This window comes from Rothia sp. SCPM-O-B-18226 (M350), assembly GCF_058213595.1.
On sequence record NZ_JBYQJS010000003.1, the window covers coordinates 13,418 to 33,547 of the forward strand.

Consider the following 20,130-nt stretch of genomic DNA (forward strand, 5'->3'; position numbering starts at 1 on the left):
CGCTTTATATACCCATGAACCACCCGGAATATGACTTAATATGACAGGTCGTTAAGCCCCCAAGTCACAAAGCTCAACTCCCAGCGAACCACCCTCACCACGCTGGCATAATGGGGACAGCAAATCAGCGCGCCCACACACACGGCGCACCCAACAGGAGAGAGAACCCATGAGTGAGAACACCACCCGCAGCGTACGCGTGCGCGCCAGCGAACTCGAAGGCCGCGCCTGGCTCAACACCGGCGACAAAAACCTCACCCTGCAGGACCTGCGCGGCAAAATCGTTATTCTCGACTTCTGGACTCTCTGCTGCATTAACTGCCTGCACGTGCTCGATGAACTACGCCCCCTCGAAGAAGAATTCTCCGACGTACTCGTCACCGTCGGCGTACACAGCCCCAAGTTCGAGCACGAAGCTGACCCCGTAGCGCTCGCCGCAGCCGTCGACCGCTACCACATCACCCACCCCGTACTCGATGACCCCGAACTGACCACCTGGCAGGCATACACCGCCCGCGCATGGCCCACCCTCGTTGTCGTCGACCCCGAAGGCTACATCGTCGCGCACCTCTCCGGCGAAGGCCACGTGCAGGGTCTCACCTCCCTCGTACGCGAACTCGTCGCCGAACACGAGGCGAAGGGTACCCTGCACCGCGGCGACGGCCCCTACGTGCCCCGCCCCAAGGCAGCCGGCACCTACGCCTTCCCCGGCAAAGCCATCGAACTGCCCACTGAATTCGGCCCCGCAAACCTCTTCGGCAACCGCGAGCGCACCTACCTCGTCGCAGACAGCGCACGCCACCGCATCCTGCAGGTAGCAGCCGACCTCAACACCGTCATCAACACCTACGGCGGTGGCGACGACCCCGTGAACCACCCCGTCAAGGGCCACGTCGACGGCACCGGCACCGAAGCGCGCTTCAACGAACCCGCCGGCCTCGCCCTCGTACCCGAGAACCTGCGCGAGCAGCTCGGCTACGACGTGCTCGTCGCCGACACCGTCAACCACCGCCTGCGCTCCCTCAACCTGCGCACCGGCGAAGTACGCACCCTCGCGGGTAACGGCGTGCAGCGCGTCATCGACGGCGACAACGCCATCACCGGCGACCCCAACCACATCCCCGCCGGCGTACCCGCCACCGACATCGCGCTCTCCTCGCCCTGGGACGCCGTCTACTCCCGCGAAGCCGGCCAGTTCATCATCGCCATGGCAGGCACCCACCAGCTCTTCGGCTACGAACCCGTCACCGGCACCGTCAGCATCTTCGCAGGCTCCGGCGTCGAAGGCCTCGCCGACGGCCCCGCCGCCGACGCCTGGTTCGCCCAGCCCTCCGGCATCATCGAAGCACGCGACGGCAGCCTCTGGGTCGCATGCTCCGAAACCAGCGGCCTGCGCCACATCACCTTCACCGACAACGGCGTACAGGTCACCTCCGCCGTCGGCAAGGGCCTGTTCGACTTCGGCTTCGTCGACGGCGACTCCGACACCGCCCGCATGCAGCACCCCCTCGGCCTGACCGAACTGCCCGACGGATCCATCGCAGTCGCCGACACCTACAACGGCGCCATCCGCCGCTGGGACCCCGCAACCGGCACCCTCGGCACCCTCGAACGAGGCCTCGACGAGCCCTCCGACCTGCTCGTCGAAGAGGTACCCGGCGAGGACCCGCGCCTCATCATCGTGGAAACCAACGCGCACCAGCTCGTGCGCGCCTCCATTCCCGCGAAGGCACAGCACGTTGACGAAGGCGCTATCACCACCGCGCGCCCCTCCACCAAGCTCACCGGCGGCACCCTCGAATTCGTCTCACGATTCACCGTGCCCACCGGCCAGAAGCTCGACACCCGCTGGGGCGACCCCACCCAGCTGAAGATCTCCTCCACCCCCGAGAACTTCATCCTGGAAGGTGCCGGCACCTCTACCGGACTGACCCGCACCCTCGTGCTCAACCCCGAGATTACCGAGGCGGTCCTACACATCACCGCCCGCGCCGCCGCCTGCGACGGCACCCCCGACGGTGACATCCCCGAGCACGCGGCTTGCCACCTCTACCAGCAGGACTGGGGTATTCCCGTCGTCGTGACCGGTGACGAGGCAGACGAAAGCGAACTCGTCCTGGACCTGCGCGGTATCAACTAGGGGTCTATAAAAGAATCAAGGGTCAGTATTATCCTCGCTCCTACAGGGACACCCGTCCTCGCTTCGCTCGGACACCCTGATGTCGCTACGGATAATACTGACCCTTTTCTGCTGTGCCGCCCTGATACCGCTGCGGATAGTACCGGTTCCCTTTGTACTTTTAGGATTGTGGGACGCGAAAGGGCCGGGTCATCTTCGCTCCTACAGGGGCACCCGTCCTCGCTTCGCTCGGACACCCTGATGTCGCGTTCAGAGCATACTGGCTCTCGTTTTTAGAAGGTGACGTGCACCGCCTTCGCGTCCGCCTCCACCGAGGCCTTCAGCGTAAACGGAATCTCCTTCTGCACCTGCGAGCGCACACCCGTGTACAGATCCAGCTGCGTAAACGACACCTTCACCGTGCCCTTCATCGGCTGCACCGACCACACACCCGAGGCATTCACGCTCACCTGCGGATCCGCGACCTTCTCAACGGTCCACTGAACCGTCGAATCCACACGGCCGCCGAAGCTGTACTCAAACGGGCAACCCGTCGGGTACAGCGCGTTCTGGGCCGCGCACTTCTGCAGATGGTCGTTAATCTGCTCCTTAACCGAAGCCAACGCGTTATCGCTCGGCTTCAAATCGACGCGCGCCACGTGCTCACCCTGGTTATTCGTGACCGTCTCCGTCACCTTCTGAGCCGTGTACACCGTCGAATCGTACGAGACAGCGTACGTACCCGGGTAGAACACCGGGAACGTCGCCTCGCCCTCGTCCACCGCGACCTTACGGTTATTAATCGTCGCGGCCTCCACGCCCTGAATATTCACCTTCACCGTAGGCAGGGTATCGCCATCGATAGCCCACTTATCGAAAAAGCCCCAGTGGGTACCCGAATGATGCAGATGGAAATCCGTGTGCTGCGGCTGCCCGTCCAGAGTGTAGGACGCGCGCACCGTCGCCTGCCGGCCGTCCTCGCTCGTCTCAACGACCTCGTAATCCACCCGCGACATCGAGGCGACCGAACGCTTCAGCGCCTCGCCGTCCAGCAGTGCCGCATCCCCGGCAGGAATCTGGGCGTTCAACAGGCCACGCGCATGCGAACCGTTCCCCACGCGCAGGGCATGGAAATACTCCCGCACCTGGCCGGTCGGGCCGTACACCAGCTTATTCGTCATAATCAGTGCCGCCGCCGCAATCGAGGCCGCCACCACAACACCGATCATCCACAGGGCCAGGACCCGTTCCACAGGAGAAAAATTACGCATAGAACCAGGGTAACGCAGGTAGTCCGGCTAGGATTCACGACGACCACACACTAAAGTGGAGTGTATGGCAGAACGCGCTCACGAAGTACCCGCCAAATACGGCGAAGTCCACGAACTATTCCACCCCCGCATGCGCTCCTACGGCAGGCGCATCGAGGCGTCCATCCCCGGCACCATCGTGCTTGTCGCCGCGCTCGCCTTCATCTTCTACAAACGACCCGCGCTGCCGTACACCATCCTTGTGCTGCTCATCGGCACTATCGCCGGCATCAACCTCTACTCGGTGCTCAAACCGACCATTATCGTCATCACCAAGACCCACGTGCTACGTGCCCGCACCTTCGGGTGGTTCGCCGTACCCCGCGCCGACATCAGCCACACCATCTTCGCGGAGAAGCTCTACCCCAAGAAGGCCTACGGCCAAAACCTCAAAACCATGGCCGGACGCATCCGCTACCGCAGCTTCCCCGCCATGTGGGCCGTCGACAAGGACGGCAAGCAGCTCATGCGTCTCGACGGGCGAGTCTGGGACGGCAAAACCATGCGTGAGGTTTCGTCGAAGCTCTCGGCCAAAACCACCATCTACAAGCAGATCAACGTCATCAGCATGGACAAGGAACACAAGGGCCTCATCACCTTCAACGAGCTGCACCCCGGCTGGCGGTCCAGCCTGCTGACCATCCTCGCAGTCATCGTCGTGGTCATCCTCTTCGCGGCCTCCTTCCTGCCCGAAGAAATCGCCCGCAACATCTATATGATCCACTAGGCAGACGCGTAAAGGCCCGGCACCCACCCCGCAATGGGGGAGGCGCCGGGCCTTTTGCGAGCCTTGCCTAGCTCTTAAAGCTGAGCCTAGTTCTCGGGGCGAGAGAGCACCGCCACCAGGAACTCTGAGGAGCCCTCCTGATAGGGGTGCAACTGCCACGAGGAGTAGGTGTTATCGACGTTCAGGCCGACCTCGCGGGCATCGGCCAGGAACTGCTCGAACGCGTAATCGCGGCCCGGACCGGAGCCGTAACCCACCACCGCACGGCCGCCGGGGGCCAGCACGCGGCGGAAGTTCTCCACCACCGGCTTACGGGTCGAACGGGCGAGGAAACCCATCACGTTACCGGCACACACCAGAAGCTCGAAACCGTTCTCTGCGGTGGCATCACCCTCGATGCCCAGCACCTCCGGCAGATCCACCAGGTCGGCGGTAATCCACGTAGCATCCGGGCAGACGCGGCGTGCCTCTTCGATGAGCTCGGGGTCAATGTCAACGCCGGTCACGCGGTGGCCCAGGGCGTGCAGCTGCTTGCCCACACGGCCCGGACCCGAGCCCGCGTCCAGAATCTTCGCGCCGCGCGACGCCAGGGCGTTCACCATGCGGGACTCACCGGCCATATCGTTGCCCTCGGCCTCCATGGCCTTGAAGCGGTCGATGTACCACTGCGAGTGATTCGGGTTGGTCTCCTTCTTGACGAGCCACAGGGACTTCTCGCGCTCGCCCGGCGCGTTGAAACTCAGCATTGCCATAAATACTCCTTTGACAGGGTTGAGGATGCGCCAACCGCCACCAGGCAAGGTGACCGCGGCATATAAGCGGTGTGTGCGCTACGTACTAGCATAGCCCCACCCGGCACCTGCCGGTAAGGGCAGTAAGAGCCGGACGGGGCTATCGGAAGCGCTACAGAGGCGCTACAGGGGCTGGACGATAGGAGCGTGTTTAGAGGTGGTCGCCCTCAACATTCGACGGACCCGCTGCAAACGCCTTACGGATCTGCTCCTGGCGCTCCTCCTCAGCCAGACGAGCAGCCTCGGCGAACTGCGCCTCAATATCGCCCATCAGCGCCTCGACCTCCTCGAGACCAACCGCCGGGCCTCCGGCCATCAGGCCGTCAGAGCCCAGCACGACGGCCAGCGGCACGCCGTAACCGAAGTTCGCCGCGCTCGCCGACTCACGGTCAATCAGCGGGGTCAGGCCCTCGGGAAAACTACCGTTATTGCGCGACTTATTCAGCGACTCCAGGGAGGAGTACACCGGGTGCAGGGCCACCTGCGGCAGACGCTCCTGCCACTGCGGCATAGTCTTCAGGAACTTGACGCAACCACCGCAGGTCGCCGAGACGAACACAAGCACGCGCGCCTGAGTCTTCGCAATCTCGCGCATGGTCGTGCGGCGGCCATCCTCAAGATAGAGGGCGCCCAGCGGGATGGGCATGCGCACGTACAGCTCCTCGCCGTTCTCGTCGTACACCGGCTCGGGCAGGATAACCTGCGGACGCTCATCCGCCGCACCCAGGGCGTCGCCGCGGCGTACCGCATCCAGGGTTGCCGCGATGAGGGCGGCCCCGCCCGCCCAGAGCCAGCCGGAGGCATCCAGTGAGAACAGCGTGAAGAGCACACCTGCGCCGCCGGCCAGGGCCGCCGCGTGGGTGCCCGCCGCAGCTACCAGCAGCGACAGATTGCGGAAGAGGGTGTAGCGACTGACCGGGGCCGTCGACCCAGAACCGAAACAATTGCAGCTTCCCGTACGGCCCGTTGCCAAAGCACGCGCAATCACCACCGTGTAGAAAATCATCAGGACCAGAGCCAGGCCCGAGGCGATTACGGCGGGCAGCCGCACGGGCGACAGCAACAGGACGGCGGCTAGGGCGATCTCGAACCACGGCAGGATGAGCGACACGGCACGGGCCGGCGCAATCTTCTGCAGGCCGAGGTTTTCGATGCCGGTGACGGTGCTCTGCGGGTCCTTCGCCTTCGCAATACCACTGATGAGTAGGGTGAGAGCGATGAGGGCCGTGCACAGAACCAGGGGCACGGTGGGGAAAGTGAGCATGGGAATCCTTGAGTGAGTGTGCGAAAACAGGAGGCGGCAGCGGCAGTTTTTAGGCAGAACAAACCGCGCGACGTGCCGCCGTATTATACACGATTTTACGCCCTGCACAGGGGGAAACCGTCTCTACGAGTTAAGCGGAAAGCGGTATGCGCCCTCGTTCCTACAGGGGCACCCGCCCTCGCTACGCTTCGGGCACCCTGATGTCACTACGGGCGATACCGCTTTCCTTACGATTAGGCGCGCTATGCCCTTCCTCCGCTCCTGCAGGGGACCCGCCCTCGCTTCGCTTCGGGCACCCTGATGTCGCTTCCGGAAGGGATAGCTACGCCTTGCATGTGCTTAGATAGCCGTGAGGCGCACCCCGTACTCGCCCGCCAGCTGCTCATACGCCTGCACAAAGCGCTGCGCTCGCGCACCCGAGGCACAGAAAACGCCCACACGCTGATCACGCACCGACTCAAACAGGCTCAGCAGCTCCGCGGGCACGCGGTCAGCCGGCAGCAGCGAACCCTCCGCATCGCTCAGCTGCGATAGCGGCACATGCAACGAGCCCTCATGCTTCACCGCTTCCTCACGTTCGGGCACCTCGCGCACATCCAACAGCACCTGCGGAACCTCATGCGCTGACAAATCCACCGGCACCACACGCGCCGGATCCGGAACCGCCCCAAACGACGTACACGTACCCGATAGGGCATCATAGGTCAGCAGAGTGCCCGCCGCCGTCGGCAAGCCACTCACATGCTTAAGCACCTCCGTCGCCATCAGCGAACCCACCACAGCTGTTGTAGCTCCCAACACCCCGGCAAGCGCACACGACTCCACCGTCTGCGGAATCGTCGGAAAAATATCACGTAAATGCGCGCCATCCGGCTCAAAAAGACTCACCGACCCGCCAAAACGCAAAACCGTGCCCCACACCAGCGGCAAACCCGCAACCTGCGCAGCATCCGCAATCAGATACTTCGACGCAAACGTATCCGTACAATCCACCACACAATCCGGTGCCGACGCGGCAAAAAGATCCAAAATCCAGGACGCATCCACATGCCGGATTGTCGTCTCAACCGTCAATGACGGGCACAGCTCCAAGGCACGGCGCGCCGCAACCTCCGCCTTCGGCTCACCCACATCAGGCACACCAAAAAGCGGCTGACGCTGAATATTCGACAGCTCCACCGAATCAGAATCCACAATATGCAGATACCCCACACCAGCTGCCGCCAACGCCTGCACCACCGGACAACCCAAACCACCAGCACCAATCACCAACACGCGGGCAGCCGCCGCCGCATCCTGATCAAAGCCCGGCAGGCGACGCTGACGGTCCGTGCGCTCGCGATCCAGGCGCGCATGCTCCGGATTCACCGGGGTAGGGGAAAGGTTTACATCCACGAGACAAAACCCTCCGACGGCGACGACGCCTTCGCGTGCTCACGCACCGGAATACGGCCCGCCTCACGCGCCAACGCGCCCGCCTGCACCGCAAACTTCATCGCCTGAGCCATCGCCACCGGATCCTCAGCACGATTCACCGCCGACGCCAACAACACCGCATCACAACCCAGCTCCATCGCCAGGGCCGCGTCGGAGGCGGTACCCACGCCAGCATCCAGAACCACCGGAACCTGCGCGCGAGAAGCAATCAGCTCAATATTGTGCGGGTTCAAAATGCCCAGGCCGGTACCAATCGGCGCGCCCAACGGCATAACCGCCGCAACGCCCGCATCCTCCAAGCGAGCGGCAGCCACCGGATCGTCAGAGGTGTACGCGAGCACCGTGAAATCCTCGGCGACCAGCTGCTCGCAAGCGTTCAACAGCTCCACGGTGTCCGGTAGCAGGGTGTCTTCGTCGTGGATGATCTCGACCTTCACCCAGGAAGTGCCCAGCGCCTCGCGGGCGAGCATCGCGGTCATCACCGCATCGGCTGCGGTGCGGCACCCTGCGGTATTGGGCAGCGGCGCGATATTGAGCTTCTGCAGAAGCGGAAAAATGGGGGTTCCTGCGGCGTGACGGCGCATGGCAACGGTCGTCATTTCGGTACCGGATGCGATGAGCGCCTGCTCGAGCAGGTCCATGCTGGTTGCGCCTCCGGAGCCCATGATGAGGCGGGATGTGAAGGTGCGGTCGCCGATGGTGAGCGGTGTGAGGCTCATGAGTTCTCCTCTGTGGGAACGTCTAGATAACGGGGTTTGCTGGTTGGTGCGGGGCGCTACGGTGCGCCCGGTTTAGGGAACAAAAACCGAGAATATCTGTTCTTTTTTGCCGGTGAGTATCTCTCCGGTTCAGGCTGGAGAATTAGCCGCCCTGAACGGCGGTGAGGGCATCAACCCTATCTCCCTCGTTCAGCGGCATATCCAGCCACGTGGAACGCGGCACGATACTGCGGTTGAGCGCCACAGCCACGCCATTTTCGGTACCAAACTGGTCCAGGACAAGGTCAAATACGGTGCGGGCATTCGTGATTAGCGGCTCGCCGTTGTAGGTGATGATCACGCGAAATCCTTTCGTGAGGGCGCCGGGGTGCACCCGGCAGGGACTGTGTTTAGTGGGTGAATCGTGCCGGGTCGCACGCCTGCATGATGGGCGGAATCTCAGCCCCGCAGGCGACCTCCGCACCAACCTTGCCGGCGAGCGCGGCAAGCAGAATACCGTGGCGGAAATAGCCCGTGGACACGAGCTGGCGGGTGCCGTCAGCACGGGTGCGGTGCCCGAAGATGGGCAGGTCGTCCGGGGTTCCGGGGCGGGCGCCGACGTTCGCCTCCAGAAGCTCGCACTCTTCAACGGCGGGCACGAGCCGGATCGCGTCACGTAGCAGCTGGTGTACGCCGTCAATGGCGGGCAGCGTGCGGTGGTCTTCGCGGCTGGTTGCGCCGATGCACAGCTCCCCGTCAGGGCGGGGGATGAGGTAGACGGGGCGGGAGTTCACGTAGCCGCGCACTACATGCTTGAGGATGGGCCGCGGGGTGCGCAGACGCAGAATGTCCCCGTAGACGGGGCGTAGCGGGTAGTCCCCGTGCAGTGTTGCCCCTAGTCCGGTGCAGATAATGTCGCCCGCGTCCGGGTCGGTGACCCGTTCGGCGCTGAAGGTGACGCCGCGGCGGGTGAGGGCGTCTTTGAGGGCGCGCCTCATGAGCCGCGGGTGCAGTTGATGGTCACTGGGGATGCTCACGGCGCCGGCGATACGCGGCGCCAGGAGCGGTTCGAGGGTGCGTGCCTGCGTGGGGGTGACGGGGTCTGCGGGGCGGTTCATGTCCCGGTAGTAGACGCGGGTGCGTTGCAGGTGCTCGGCGTCGGCACGGTCGGCTGCGATGATGAGCGTGCCGGTGGTGTCGTAGCCGGTGGGCAGGTCGGTGGCGCGGCTGAGCCTGCCCATGAGGGAGGGGTAGGCGTCGGCGCTGGCGGTCATGAGCGGGAAGAGCGCATCCTGCTGGAATTGCACTTCTGCGATGGGCGCGAGCATACCGCCGGCGTAGTGGCTGGCGGCGGGGTAGAGCGCCGTGCCGTCGGCGGCGGTGCCGTAGTCGCTGGTTTCGGCGTCGATGAGGTGCACGCTTTCGCCGCGTTCGGTGAGCTCAAACGCGGTGGTGAGGCCAATGATTCCGCCGCCAATGATGGTGATGGTCATGGCTATGCCTGCAGTGCGGGGTTGTCGACGAAGGCGCGGACCATGGCGATTCCGGCAACCCCGGTGGTGCGGATGGCGGGGCAGTCTTCGGGGGTGATGTCGCCGATAGCTACGGTCGGTACGGCGGACAGCTCGGCAAGTTCGCGGAGCCCATCAATGCCGAGGGGCGGGCGGTTGGACTGCTTGGTAGGGCTGGGGCGGAACGGCCCGGTGCCAATGTAGTCGATCAGGTGCGCGATTTTGTTGGACTCTTCAACGAGCTGCCGGGTGCCGGTGGTCAGACCGATGACCGCGTCGGCGCCGAGGAGGGCGCGGGCGTCGGCTACGGGCAAATCATCTTGACCGATGTGCACGCCGTCAACGCGCACGCCGCGGGCACGCAACGCGAGGGCGACGTCTACACGGTCGTCGACGAGGAGCGTCTGGTGCGGCTGGATGATGCCGGCGATAGCTTCGGTGAGCTGGTAGAGCTCGCGCGCACTGATGGGTTTGGACCTGACTTGGATGCAGGTGGCGTGTTTGGCTGCCCGGACGGTTTCGAGGGGGTTGTCGCCTGTGACGAGGTAGAGGTTCAGGTCGAGGGGGCGTGCGGGGGTGGTGTAGGGGTGCGTTTCGCGGGTCATGCGGGTCTACGATTCGTCGTCGAGTAGATGTTTTTGAGCAATTCTCTCATTGAATTTCTGTGGTTAGGTTAGCACAACTGTGTGGTGAGTTGAACATCCTTCAAGCGTTGTGAGGTGTGTGCGCTTGGCACGCTATACACTTCCTTCGCTCCTGCAGGGGACCCGTCCTCGCAGGGCTCGGGCACCCTGATGTCGCTTCAGGAAGGTGTAGCGGCACCGCGCTCGCATGCGCTACAAAGAATCCTTTCATTGCAAGCCCACGGGTAGGCACCCAGACGCCCCTACGGAACCTCCACCGCACCCGGCTATTAACCCGCATATTCCGGCGAGCTGTCTGCGGTACCTCACTCCAGTATTCCCCCCCCGCTTCCGCGTACACTCTTCCCAAGCCGAGCAGCCCGCGGTTCATTCCCGGCCGCACAATCCGCACCCTACCTCGCACCACAGGGAAGGGAGAAGAGAAAGGGCATGGGGAGAGGCCGGTATGTTCCGTCGCGACATCAGGGTGTCCGAAGCGGAGCGAGGACGGGTTCCCTGCAGGAGCAAGGAACATACCGCCTCTACCCGCTCAACCTAACTCAAAATAAAAAGCCTCCTACCGTAGGGTAGAAGGCTTGTGGACCAAAGGTGGTCACGATGGATACAAAACCCGGGGTGGGTGCAGGCTGAGGGCGGGTGGGTGCAAGACATTAGCGAGAACGACGAAGCCTCAGGTCACATGTACCTGAGGCTGTAGATACGTTCGTTCTACAGGCTCGTGCCGTCGTTGAACGCGATAGCGATTGTTCCGTCAGGGTGGATGGTGGCATGGTCAACGAGGGCTCGCCAGGCTTCGGACGCTTTATGCCCGCGAGCCCCGCGCTCGCGGGCATTTCTGTGTCTGGTCTACCCGGGTTCTATATTGGCCTCCGTGTGTCCGCGGCTTTCGCGGACAAAGTACGTCTGAATGGGGGATGCTTTGGTGATTTTCCCCGATAACCCGGAAGTAATGACGCACTTTGTCCGATGTACCGAGGTGACGAGCAACCTCACGGCGCCCTCCCTCAAGTGCCTCACTCGGTTCGCCGTCAGCGGCCGAGCAAGTCCTGTCGCTGGCCGAGCCGCGCAGCCGACTGACTAAGCGATGCCCTGTCAGGTGACCGCGTGTCCAGTTTCAAAAGGAGGGGGCCGCCATTTTCAATTCCTTGCATGTTAAATATCCAATACCTCGTAGGGTTTTGCTGAAAGCGCGGATTTACATTGCTCAGCCAAGTACGCATCCGCCAACTCCAGCTGTGCAATATCTGGATATACCTCTAGCGTTTTGTCACCTATTAACCAGAACTCTCGCGACCAGGTCTCAGGATGATCCCAGATTCGGTAGTTCCCTTTAGCCTCATCAGGTAAAAGCCTGCGGATTTTTGTTGCAACAGCGAGCTGCCCTTTTGCTGTTTCGTAAATTGTATTAATTTGGACGCCGCCATCCGCCGGGCGTTCAACACGGACTATCTCTCGGCCGTAAAACATCACCTTCCTCCGCGAGCCGTTTTCGTAGAGTGCTAGTTCTATTCTTCCGTAACCTTTTTCAGTGTTATGTCGGTTGGTCAAATAGTCCTGAAGCGCTTGGACGACAGCCGCTGAAACACTTTCCGCATGCTGCGCAGCTCGTTCAAATAGTTCCATATCTGCTTCTGAGACGTAAATATTCTTTGTGGGCATGTTTATAAACATACTCATACTTTCTCTGTTTGTCAACCCTGCAGAAATGTCACTGGTTCCAATTGTGAGGAGGATATCGACGGTAGACCTGGATGGCATACATGATGATGGGCGTTAAGGCAGATTGACTGCGAAGATAGGGAAGCCCGAGGTCATATACACCTGGGGCCAAGGGGGTGCAGCCGAACTACAGACTCATCCGTCGTTGAACGCGATAGCGATTGTTCCGTCAGGGTGGATGGTGGCATGGTCAACGAGGGCTCGCCAGGCTTCGGGCGTGTAGCTAATTGCGGGGTTCTCACTGCGGTATTGGTGGAACGCGGTGATGGCCGCGCGTTTGGCCTCGAGTTCGTGTAGTTGTTTTTCGAGGGACTCGACTGTGTCGAGGTGGTGCTGGTAGTCGGCTTCAAGCCTGGCATGGTCAGCCTCGAAGGCGTCAGGGTTGAAGTCGGTGTTGGCTGCAGAGCGGATGAGGGCGTTGATTTCGTCCACCACTGCGTCGCGTGCGGTGATCGCCTGGGCGAGCTTGGCCTCGAGTGCGTGAGGATTACCGAGCTGGTCGAGGGCAGCTTCGAGTACCTCGGGGCTGGGCGGTGGTGCGAGCTGACTGGGGGCCTGCTCGAACGCGGCAATCAGCTCGTCTTCGGTTACGTGCTTGGTTGCGCATGGCTGGTCGCCGGGCGGGATCGTATTTGCGGTTGCACCGCCAGATGCGCCGCTCGTAGCGGCTGCCAGCGTGCCAGGTTTTCGGCCCGTACCATCCCCCACAGCACCCGCACTCGATTTTCGAGGCGAACGGGTGGCTAAAGGAGCGTGACCTGCCAGAGCGCCTGGCTAGTTCGTGCTGGACTTGGTCCCATACGGCTGGGGCGATGATGGGCTCGTGGTTGCCGGTCACGTAGTACTGGGGTATTTCTCCTTCGTTGCTTTTGGTGGTTTTGGATAGGAAGTCCACGGTGAAGGTTTTCTGTAGCAGGGCGTCGCCCTTGTATTTTTCGTTGCACAGAATCGAGTTGATGGTGGACACGGACCAGGTCTTCTTCCCCAACCGCCAGGCCATCATCCGCCTGGTCGGAGCCGTCCTCGCCGAACAAAACGACGAATGGGCCGAAGGCCGACGCTACCTCAGCCTCGACATCCTCACCAAATCACGACTCACACCCCAACCCACCCAACAGGAGGAACCCCCACTCCAACTCAGCGCATAACCCACCCCGAAGGACACAAAACGATTACACCACTCCACAGGACTTGACCCGCCAAGCAGCCACCTCGCGAAATTCAGCACGAGCACGCCCTCCCGGGTATGGGGCTCATGCCTCGTGCGAGTGATGAGAATCTTCGGGAATGCATCCCCGATGGATAGAATCGGCGCAATCTCCCTCTCGAGCGTCGAATCGGCGCCGATATCGTCGCTCACATACACTTTCCTTCCCGGTTTCGAAACTTGGAAGGCAGTATGCGCAAGGATGCGTCGAGGTGCGATCCCAGTCGTACCATGCCAGCAGAGATGTCGAGGCACATTCGTTCATGCTGCAATGCGGGCATCGGAGATGAAAAACAGCCCGTCGGGTAGTCATGGGCGTGCGGGAGCCCGCATCAGTAACCTGCCTCCTCGGTTGTCCCTTCTTTGCATGGTCGTCTACATAAAGGAGGAACCAGCCATGCAGATCAGCATGCTTGCCCTTCTTGGGTCACGGACCGGGGAGGCGAGGGCCTCCGTCGGGACCGCCCCGAGCAACCGGCATATCCAAGGAATGACAAGGCTCGATCGCTGTGCTGGTCAGGATGCCGAAGCGGGCCGTCCGCCAATCGGAATGCGGGTCAGGATGCTGCAACGTGATTCCAGCTGCAGGATACGGCTCCTTTGCGGTTGCCGCAAAACCTGCTGGCAACATTCTTACTATCCGAATGATGTACGCATCCCTTGGGATCGTTTCGCCTGACCAGGGCCATCTTCAGCGCCTCATCGGCCAGCTCGGCAGGCGCCTCTTCCACGCGTAATAGCCCTGGCGGGTCACCTATGCAACCAAAGATACAAAAGGAATCGAATGGCCAGAGAGGATTGCCCTTACCGATGCTCGATTCTTGACAGGCAAACTCAAGCCTCGTTAATATTACATATTACATGGTTTGCCAGACCGAATTAACAAAGGAGGGGTGTCGTGGTTGGTCTTTTCCGCACGTGGATGAGCGCCTAGAAAGCGGCGCTGTTGTGGCGTCGCGCTGTTTTTCTGCACGCCATTTCACGATTGGACATAACCATGATATTTGAAACCTCTCGGGGCAGGTCTGTTCTGCTGTGCCATTCATGGCAATTCAAGCTTTGTTTCGTATGGGGCGGGGAGCTCGTTTCGACATTGACGAGTTCGATTCTCCAAATGGGTCTTATTTGGCATCTCGCCCTCACGACAGGGTCGTCTTCTCTCCTCTCCTTAGCATCGCTGGCAGGCTTTCTGCCGATTGCTTTGTTCGGAATCCTTGCGGGCGCCGTTGTCGACAGACTGCCTTTGAAACGTGTCCTCATCGGCGCCGACCTCTTCATTGCCGCGGTGGGTGCCGCCTTGGCGATTGCCTCGTTGGCCGGCAGCTTACCTGCATGGCTAATTCTCATCGCCCTGTTTCTCCGTGCAGTTGGTACTTCGTTCTACACACCAGCCTCCCAATCTCTCACGCCCCATCTCGCCCCGCCAGAGCATCTCGTTCGCCTATCGGGGGTGACTCAGGCGATTCAGTCCGGCGGATACATTCTTGGCGCCGCGCTTGCAGCAGTGATTTATCCCGTGGCGGGCATTACCGCTATGATTGTCCTCGACGTGCTGGGAGCGCTTTTCGCTTCTTTAGCCGTCCTCGCCGCACAGATAGACGCAGGGGGCCTCGATGAAGCCGACCGCAGCTTGTCCTTTTCCAATAAGGTTCGAGAGCTCTTCTCTGAGATTTCGGACGGCTACAAGCTGATTAGGGAGTACAGGGGGCTGTTCGCCCTTCTTTGGTGCGGGTTCGTCTTCGCTTTCGCGTTCTCTCCGCTCGCGGCATTGTTCCCAATAATGACCTTGGGGCATTTTGGCGGTAGCACGGGGGATGCCGCTTTGGTGGAAATCCTTTTTTCTGCAGGCATGCTGGCTGGGTCCGGCATTTTGGCGGCCACGGGAGGGTTCCGCAATAGGTCGTTCACCATGGTCGCCGCGATTGCCGGCTTCGGCATTGCCGCAATCGTATCCGGATCGCTCGGCCCGTCATTGTTCGCTGCTTTCCTGCCGGTGAGCTTTCTTATGGGCGCATGCTCCCCGTTGTACGCGGGAACCCAGACTGCCCTTATGCAGGAGCAGATACCTCCTGAGTACCTAGGCCGCGTTTTCGGCCTCTACGGAACCATCATGGCGTGGGCCATGCCCATGGGCCTCGCAGCCCCCTCCGTTTTTGCGGATCTGCTTGGAGCTCCGTTATGGTTCGTCGGCTCTGGAGCGACCATGGTACTGCTTGCGATGGCTATGCTGCTTGCTCCGAGCGTCCGAAACGCGGGGAAAAGAGATACCGGGCAGATTCAATAGCCCAAGTATTCGAAAAAAAGAGGCAGCAGCCATCGGTTCAAGCGTCAGCCTTCAAGCCCTTGCGACGACGAGGTATTGCACCGACATTCCGCATCGCGCTCCTTATTCGTCGCCAACTATCATTTTCGGATTTGCCGGCTTGCGCAAGGTCAAAACGCTCGCGCCGGCAATTGGGCAAAGGCGAAAAATCGACGTGAGCAATCTTTTTTGGCATGGCTGCGCTTCCAGTAAAACGCTAATACACAAAAGGCGGTTCAACCTATGGAACTCATAGTCAAAGCTAAAGACATCTTTTTGGAATATGCCGGCCGCGATATCCTAGATATCGAAGAGTTGGAAATCTACTCCTACGATCGCATCGGCTTGGTGGGAGACAATGGCGCAGGCAAAACCAGCCTGCTTAAAATTCTGAGCGGCAATCTTACCATTGCGGACGCCGACGTCAGGCGCTTCGGCAGCATTGCCCTCATCGGCCAACTCGATGAACTCGACCTTGATGCGGCTCAGGACAGTGGTGAGATGCTCTCCCGTCTCAACGTCGCCGGAGTGGCGCAGGAGACGATGAGCGGCGGGGAGGAAACACGCGCCAAGATTGCCTCTGCACTCTCCCAGCATGCAAGCGCGATCTTCGCCGACGAGCCTACGAGCCACCTCGACCAAGACGGCATCCGCCTTCTCGTCGGACAACTCAAGGCATTTGATGGGGCTCTGCTCATCGTGAGCCATGACCGTCATTTTCTCGACCAGGTGGTAGACAAGATCTGGGAGCTCAAAGACGGCGGTATTTCCGAATTCTGGGGTGACTACTCCGACTATCTGCGACAGAAAGAAGAAGAGCGCAAAGCTCAGGCGACTCGATACGAAGAGGCGATGCGCGAGCGCGATCGCCTCGAAGCCGCCATCGAAAAACAACGGAAAAAAGCACGGCAGGTCGACGCCAAGCGGAAGGCTGCGAAAAAAAGCAACGAGTATGCAGGTCGATTGGGGCATCAGAAAGCAACCGGCACCAAACAGAAGAGGATGTACCAGGCGGCTAAGGACATGGAGAAGCGCCTCGAAGCGCTCGAAGGGATTGAGGCCCCAGATAGCATTCGCGCCGTGCGGTTCCGCCAGAGCAAGGCCCTGGAACTGCATAGTAAATTTCCCATCTCGGCAGACGATTTCAGCTTGAGCTTCGGCAACTGCATGCTCTATGACCACGCGAAATTCGAGATACCGCTCGGTGCCAAAGTGGCCATCACCGGTGGCAACGGTACAGGAAAGACCAGCCTGCTGAAGGCAATCGCTCGACGCGCCGACGGTATCAACATCTCTCCCAAGGCAGAGATCGGTTACTTCGAGCAAACAGGCTACAAGTTCGACGCCCGTCAGTCTGCGATCTCGTTCATGCAGGATGGTTGCGAGTACAGCATGACCGAAATTCGAGGCATCCTCGCCTCTATGGGAATCGGACCGCGCGACCTGACAAAGGACGTTGGCGTTCTCTCGGGAGGCGAAGTCATCAAGCTGCTACTCGCGAAGATGCTGCTGGGCAGATACAACATCTTGCTCATGGACGAGCCTGGAAATTACCTGGACATCAAGAGCGCCGAAGCCCTCGAGCAGATGATGAGCGCCTATGCCGGAACGATAGTGTTCGTCTCCCACGATAAGAGGCTGGTCGAGAACGTCGCAGACATTGTCTACGAAATAAAGGACACCAAGCTAGTCAAAATCTTTCAGCGCGAATAGCCCTAAATGAGCAAGAAATAATCCCCGAACGGAGACAAGGGAGTAAAACGGCAAAGAAAGAGCCTCCGTCCCAACGCAGGGAACGGAGGCTCTTTAATCGCTTTTACTCATCTCCGTCGCTGGTGGCTTTGTCATGACTCTCGTACGAAACGAAACTCAGCGGCACAGTGCGGCACTCAAAATCGCAGGTCAGAACCCTATCGGCCTACTCCCACTCGATGGCTTCAGTTTTACTGTCCCGACATTCCAGTTGTCCTCAGTTTTCGATGCCGTCTCAAACCGAGTGCCGCCAAGTAACACTATGTCGTGTTTCATCGGCTTCGGGGACAAAAGCTGGGACAACTTCAAAAACCATTTTCAAACTCAGAGTATTGAGTTTTTATTTTTGTCCCAAGGGGCACGGAGAGCCGCCTTTGGAGGCTCGATATCGACGAAAACGCCCGCTTTGAAACTCAAGTGCCTTTTCGTGTGCGAGCCGCCAGCTGCAATAGGAAGTGAATCAACGCAGGCGCCTTTCAAGCAGTTTGCAAAACTGCAGGTTGCAGGCCTTCATTGCTAGTAGGGGAAATGAGTAGTCTCAGGTGGCTTGCCCATGAGTTAGCGAGCAGGTTGGGGCTTCGTTGTTGGCGCAATCACTTCGTGCACACTCGAAAGGTCTGTTTAACTTCAGACAGGGCGCCAGTGCCTACGCGCAGTGGCGCAGATGATGGGCAGCAAGAGACAAGCATCTGCTGCCGCCCATCAGAAAGCATCGTACAGGCCATACCACACGTCGGTGTAGATGAAGTCGGCGCCCTTGATGCACTCGGTTGTCGTCGGAGACCTTGCAGTTCTCCTCGCCGATGGCCATGAGGTCGCCCATCTCCTGCGAAGGCGGGCGAGCCGTAGCTCGCCCGACCTGGTACGTCTTACAGACCGTGCTTACCGAGAGCGGCCATGCGCTCATTGATGGTGGCGCGGTATGCCGCAGCCTTCTGCTCGTCGGGCTCGCTCTGGGGGCACAGAGTGGCCAGGATGGCGCGAATGGAGTGCTTGCGGTTCTCGGCCTCGACCCAGCACAGGGAGCGCTCGGGATCGTCCATGACCTCGTCGACGACTTCCTCGCCACGGTTGGCGGGCAGGCAGTGCATGAACATGCTGTTCGGACCGGCAACGTTCATCATATCCCAGGTCACCTGGTACTTCGGATAGAACACATCCATGTAGCTGGAGCTGGAGACTTCACCTTGATTATCAACTTTATCCGAACACCTCCCACATTCATCCGCACATGTGCGGATGAATGTGGGAACCCGATACCCTGAGGGCCGGATCGGCCGGCCCCGGGAGATCGGAGGACGGCATGTCCGGAAAGAAGAAGAGCGGCTCCGCAAGGGCGGTCCCGAGGGCCTACGGAAGGCTCACGAGGCACGAGCGGGACACGGTCCAGAGGATGCTGGAGCGCAGGGCGTCGTGCAGGGAGATCGCGAGGGAGCTGGGCAGGTCGCCCTCGACGGTGAGCGCCGAGGTGGCGTCGCACAGGTTCGTGACGGCGCCGAAGGCCAGGCGCGGCGAGCGCGTGGACGCCTCCGCCGACCTGTCGGCGGCCTGCCCGCGCCTGGCGGCGTGGCCGCGCTGCTGCAACGGGTGCGGCCGGTACCGCGCGATCGGCTGCAAGCGCCGCCCCCACGTCTTCTACGAGGCCCGGGCCGCGCAGCTGTGCGCCGACTCGGTCCTCGTCTCGTCCAGGCGCGGGATAGACGCCGACGAGCCCGCCGCGGCGGCCAGGCTGGAGGCGATAAGGGACTGCCTGCGCCGGGGGCTGTCGCCCGAGCAGATGGCGGCGCGCAACGGCGGCCCGGTGGACCTGTCGCCGTCGACCATCTACCGCTGGGTCTCGGCGGGCTACGACGGCATGACCAACATGGAGCTCAGGCGCAAGGTCGGCTACAGGCCGAGGAAGCGCGCCGCGGGCCGGGCGGCGACCCGCCACTCCGCCCGCAGGTCGCATGCCGCGTTCCTCGCCCTCGGGGAGGACGCGTGCGCCGCGGCCTGGGAGATGGACACCGTCGAGGGGGCCCGGGAGGACTCCGCCTGCCTGCTCACGCTGCTGCACCGCCCCAGCAGGCTCCAGCTCGCGCTGCCGCTGGAGGAGAAGACCGCCGGGTGCGTCGCGGACGCCCTGGAGGGCGTCCGGGCCATCCTCGGCGCCGACGGGACGCGCCGCGTGTTCCGCGCCGTCCTCACCGACAACGGCGCCGAGTTCTCCGACGAGGCGGCGATCGCGGCGCTGCTCGGCGAGGGGCCGGGCGAGACGAGGCTGTTCTACTGCGACCCCAGGCGCAGCGACCAGAAGGGCGCCTGCGAGCGCAACCACGTCGAGATCAGGAAGCTGCTGCCCAAGGGCGCCGGAATCAGGTTCGACCGGCTCGCCCCGGCCGACCTGGCGCTGGCCATGTCGCACGTGAACTCCGAGCCCCGCGGCGCGCTCGGCTTCGCGACGCCCGCGCGCGCCTTCAGGGCGATGCTCGGGGAGGACGCGGCGGCGCTGCTGGACGCCTACGGCGTGGAGGACGTGCCGCTCGGCGATCTCGACCTGACGCCGGGGCTCATCGAGAGGGCGCGCGCAGAGAGGGGCGATGCCCCGCTGGCCTAGCCTAGGAGAAAAACGGAATAGACGGACCGACCGTCCGGCTGAGTCTGGGAAGA

16 protein-coding genes and 2 pseudogenes are annotated in these 20,130 nt (G+C 61.5%); 6 read left to right on the plus strand and 12 right to left on the minus strand.

Going from position 1 to position 20,130, the window contains the following annotated elements:
* Positions 1 to 169: 169 nt before the first annotated feature.
* On the plus strand, positions 170 to 2,140 hold the full coding sequence (locus AC3E6W_RS05660; protein ID WP_490652563.1) for an NHL domain-containing thioredoxin family protein: 1,971 nt from the start codon (positions 170 to 172) through the stop codon (positions 2,138 to 2,140).
* A gap of 272 nt (positions 2,141 to 2,412) precedes the next feature.
* Here AC3E6W_RS05660 and AC3E6W_RS05665 read toward each other — a convergent pair whose 3' ends face one another.
* Complete coding sequence (locus AC3E6W_RS05665; RefSeq protein WP_049342881.1) at positions 2,413 to 3,390, minus strand: zinc ribbon domain-containing protein; 978 nt, start codon at positions 3,388 to 3,390, stop codon at positions 2,413 to 2,415.
* Positions 3,391 to 3,454: 64 nt separating this feature from the next.
* Here AC3E6W_RS05665 and AC3E6W_RS05670 point away from each other — a divergent pair, with 64 nt between their 5' ends.
* Positions 3,455 to 4,156, plus strand: a complete 702-nt coding sequence (locus AC3E6W_RS05670; RefSeq protein ID WP_049342882.1) for a hypothetical protein — start codon at positions 3,455 to 3,457, stop codon at positions 4,154 to 4,156.
* A gap of 86 nt (positions 4,157 to 4,242) precedes the next feature.
* On the opposite strand, the gene AC3E6W_RS05675 is transcribed toward AC3E6W_RS05670, so the two are convergent.
* The 10 genes and pseudogenes from AC3E6W_RS05675 to AC3E6W_RS05720 form a co-directional block, all read right to left on the minus strand.
* Positions 4,243 to 4,908, minus strand: a complete 666-nt coding sequence (locus tag AC3E6W_RS05675; RefSeq protein WP_049342883.1) for a class I SAM-dependent methyltransferase — start codon at positions 4,906 to 4,908, stop codon at positions 4,243 to 4,245.
* A gap of 190 nt (positions 4,909 to 5,098) precedes the next feature.
* Positions 5,099 to 6,211 (minus strand): MauE/DoxX family redox-associated membrane protein, encoded by a 1,113-nt coding sequence (locus tag AC3E6W_RS05680; protein WP_371584913.1) that lies wholly within the window; start codon positions 6,209 to 6,211, stop codon positions 5,099 to 5,101.
* Between the two features lie 339 nt (positions 6,212 to 6,550).
* Complete coding sequence (locus AC3E6W_RS05685) at positions 6,551 to 7,606, minus strand: ThiF family adenylyltransferase (protein WP_371584912.1); 1,056 nt, start codon at positions 7,604 to 7,606, stop codon at positions 6,551 to 6,553.
* On the minus strand, positions 7,597 to 8,367 hold the full coding sequence (locus tag AC3E6W_RS05690) for a thiazole synthase (RefSeq protein WP_005509016.1): 771 nt from the start codon (positions 8,365 to 8,367) through the stop codon (positions 7,597 to 7,599). The genes AC3E6W_RS05685 and AC3E6W_RS05690 overlap by 10 nt, the downstream gene beginning before the upstream one ends.
* A 142-nt stretch (positions 8,368 to 8,509) precedes the next feature.
* On the minus strand, positions 8,510 to 8,707 hold the full coding sequence (gene thiS, locus AC3E6W_RS05695; protein WP_049342886.1) for a sulfur carrier protein ThiS: 198 nt from the start codon (positions 8,705 to 8,707) through the stop codon (positions 8,510 to 8,512).
* A 49-nt stretch (positions 8,708 to 8,756) separates the two neighbouring features.
* Positions 8,757 to 9,839: a glycine oxidase ThiO gene (gene thiO, locus AC3E6W_RS05700; RefSeq protein ID WP_049342887.1), complete on the minus strand. Its 1,083-nt coding sequence runs from the start codon at positions 9,837 to 9,839 to the stop codon at positions 8,757 to 8,759.
* A gap of 2 nt (positions 9,840 to 9,841) precedes the next feature.
* Positions 9,842 to 10,462 (minus strand): thiamine phosphate synthase, encoded by a 621-nt coding sequence (locus AC3E6W_RS05705; RefSeq protein WP_005509014.1) that lies wholly within the window; start codon positions 10,460 to 10,462, stop codon positions 9,842 to 9,844.
* Positions 10,463 to 11,653: 1,191 nt separating this feature from the next.
* A complete protein-coding gene (locus tag AC3E6W_RS05710; protein ID WP_204372029.1) occupies positions 11,654 to 12,172 on the minus strand; it encodes an EXLDI protein in 519 nt (172 codons plus the stop codon).
* 183 nt (positions 12,173 to 12,355) lie between these two features.
* Complete coding sequence (locus AC3E6W_RS05715) at positions 12,356 to 12,928, minus strand: hypothetical protein (RefSeq protein WP_049342888.1); 573 nt, start codon at positions 12,926 to 12,928, stop codon at positions 12,356 to 12,358.
* A gap of 118 nt (positions 12,929 to 13,046) precedes the next feature.
* A pseudogene (locus tag AC3E6W_RS05720) lies at positions 13,047 to 13,223 on the minus strand (recombinase family protein); the annotation flags it as partial.
* Here AC3E6W_RS05720 and AC3E6W_RS05725 point away from each other — a divergent pair.
* From AC3E6W_RS05725 to abc-f, 3 genes and pseudogenes are all read left to right on the plus strand, one after another.
* Positions 13,171 to 13,368, plus strand: a pseudogene (locus AC3E6W_RS05725) (transposase); the annotation flags it as partial. The pseudogenes AC3E6W_RS05720 and AC3E6W_RS05725 sit on opposite strands and share 53 nt — an antisense overlap.
* 1,056 nt (positions 13,369 to 14,424) lie before the next feature.
* Positions 14,425 to 15,711: an MFS transporter gene (locus AC3E6W_RS05730; RefSeq protein ID WP_005987410.1), complete on the plus strand. Its 1,287-nt coding sequence runs from the start codon at positions 14,425 to 14,427 to the stop codon at positions 15,709 to 15,711.
* A gap of 261 nt (positions 15,712 to 15,972) precedes the next feature.
* The gene (gene abc-f / locus AC3E6W_RS05735) at positions 15,973 to 17,442 is read left to right on the plus strand and encodes a ribosomal protection-like ABC-F family protein (protein WP_005987409.1); all 1,470 of its coding nucleotides are present in this window, start codon (positions 15,973 to 15,975) and stop codon (positions 17,440 to 17,442) included.
* 908 nt (positions 17,443 to 18,350) lie between these two features.
* On the opposite strand, the gene AC3E6W_RS05740 is transcribed toward abc-f, so the two are convergent.
* Positions 18,351 to 18,638 carry a Rossmann-fold NAD(P)-binding domain-containing protein gene (locus tag AC3E6W_RS05740; RefSeq protein WP_204371245.1) on the minus strand — a complete coding sequence of 96 codons (288 nt, stop codon included), beginning with the start codon at positions 18,636 to 18,638 and terminating at the stop codon, positions 18,351 to 18,353.
* Positions 18,639 to 18,784: 146 nt separating this feature from the next.
* Here AC3E6W_RS05740 and AC3E6W_RS05745 point away from each other — a divergent pair, with 146 nt between their 5' ends.
* Positions 18,785 to 20,077: an IS30 family transposase gene (locus AC3E6W_RS05745; RefSeq protein WP_005987407.1), complete on the plus strand. Its 1,293-nt coding sequence runs from the start codon at positions 18,785 to 18,787 to the stop codon at positions 20,075 to 20,077.
* Positions 20,078 to 20,130: the final 53 nt, after the last annotated feature.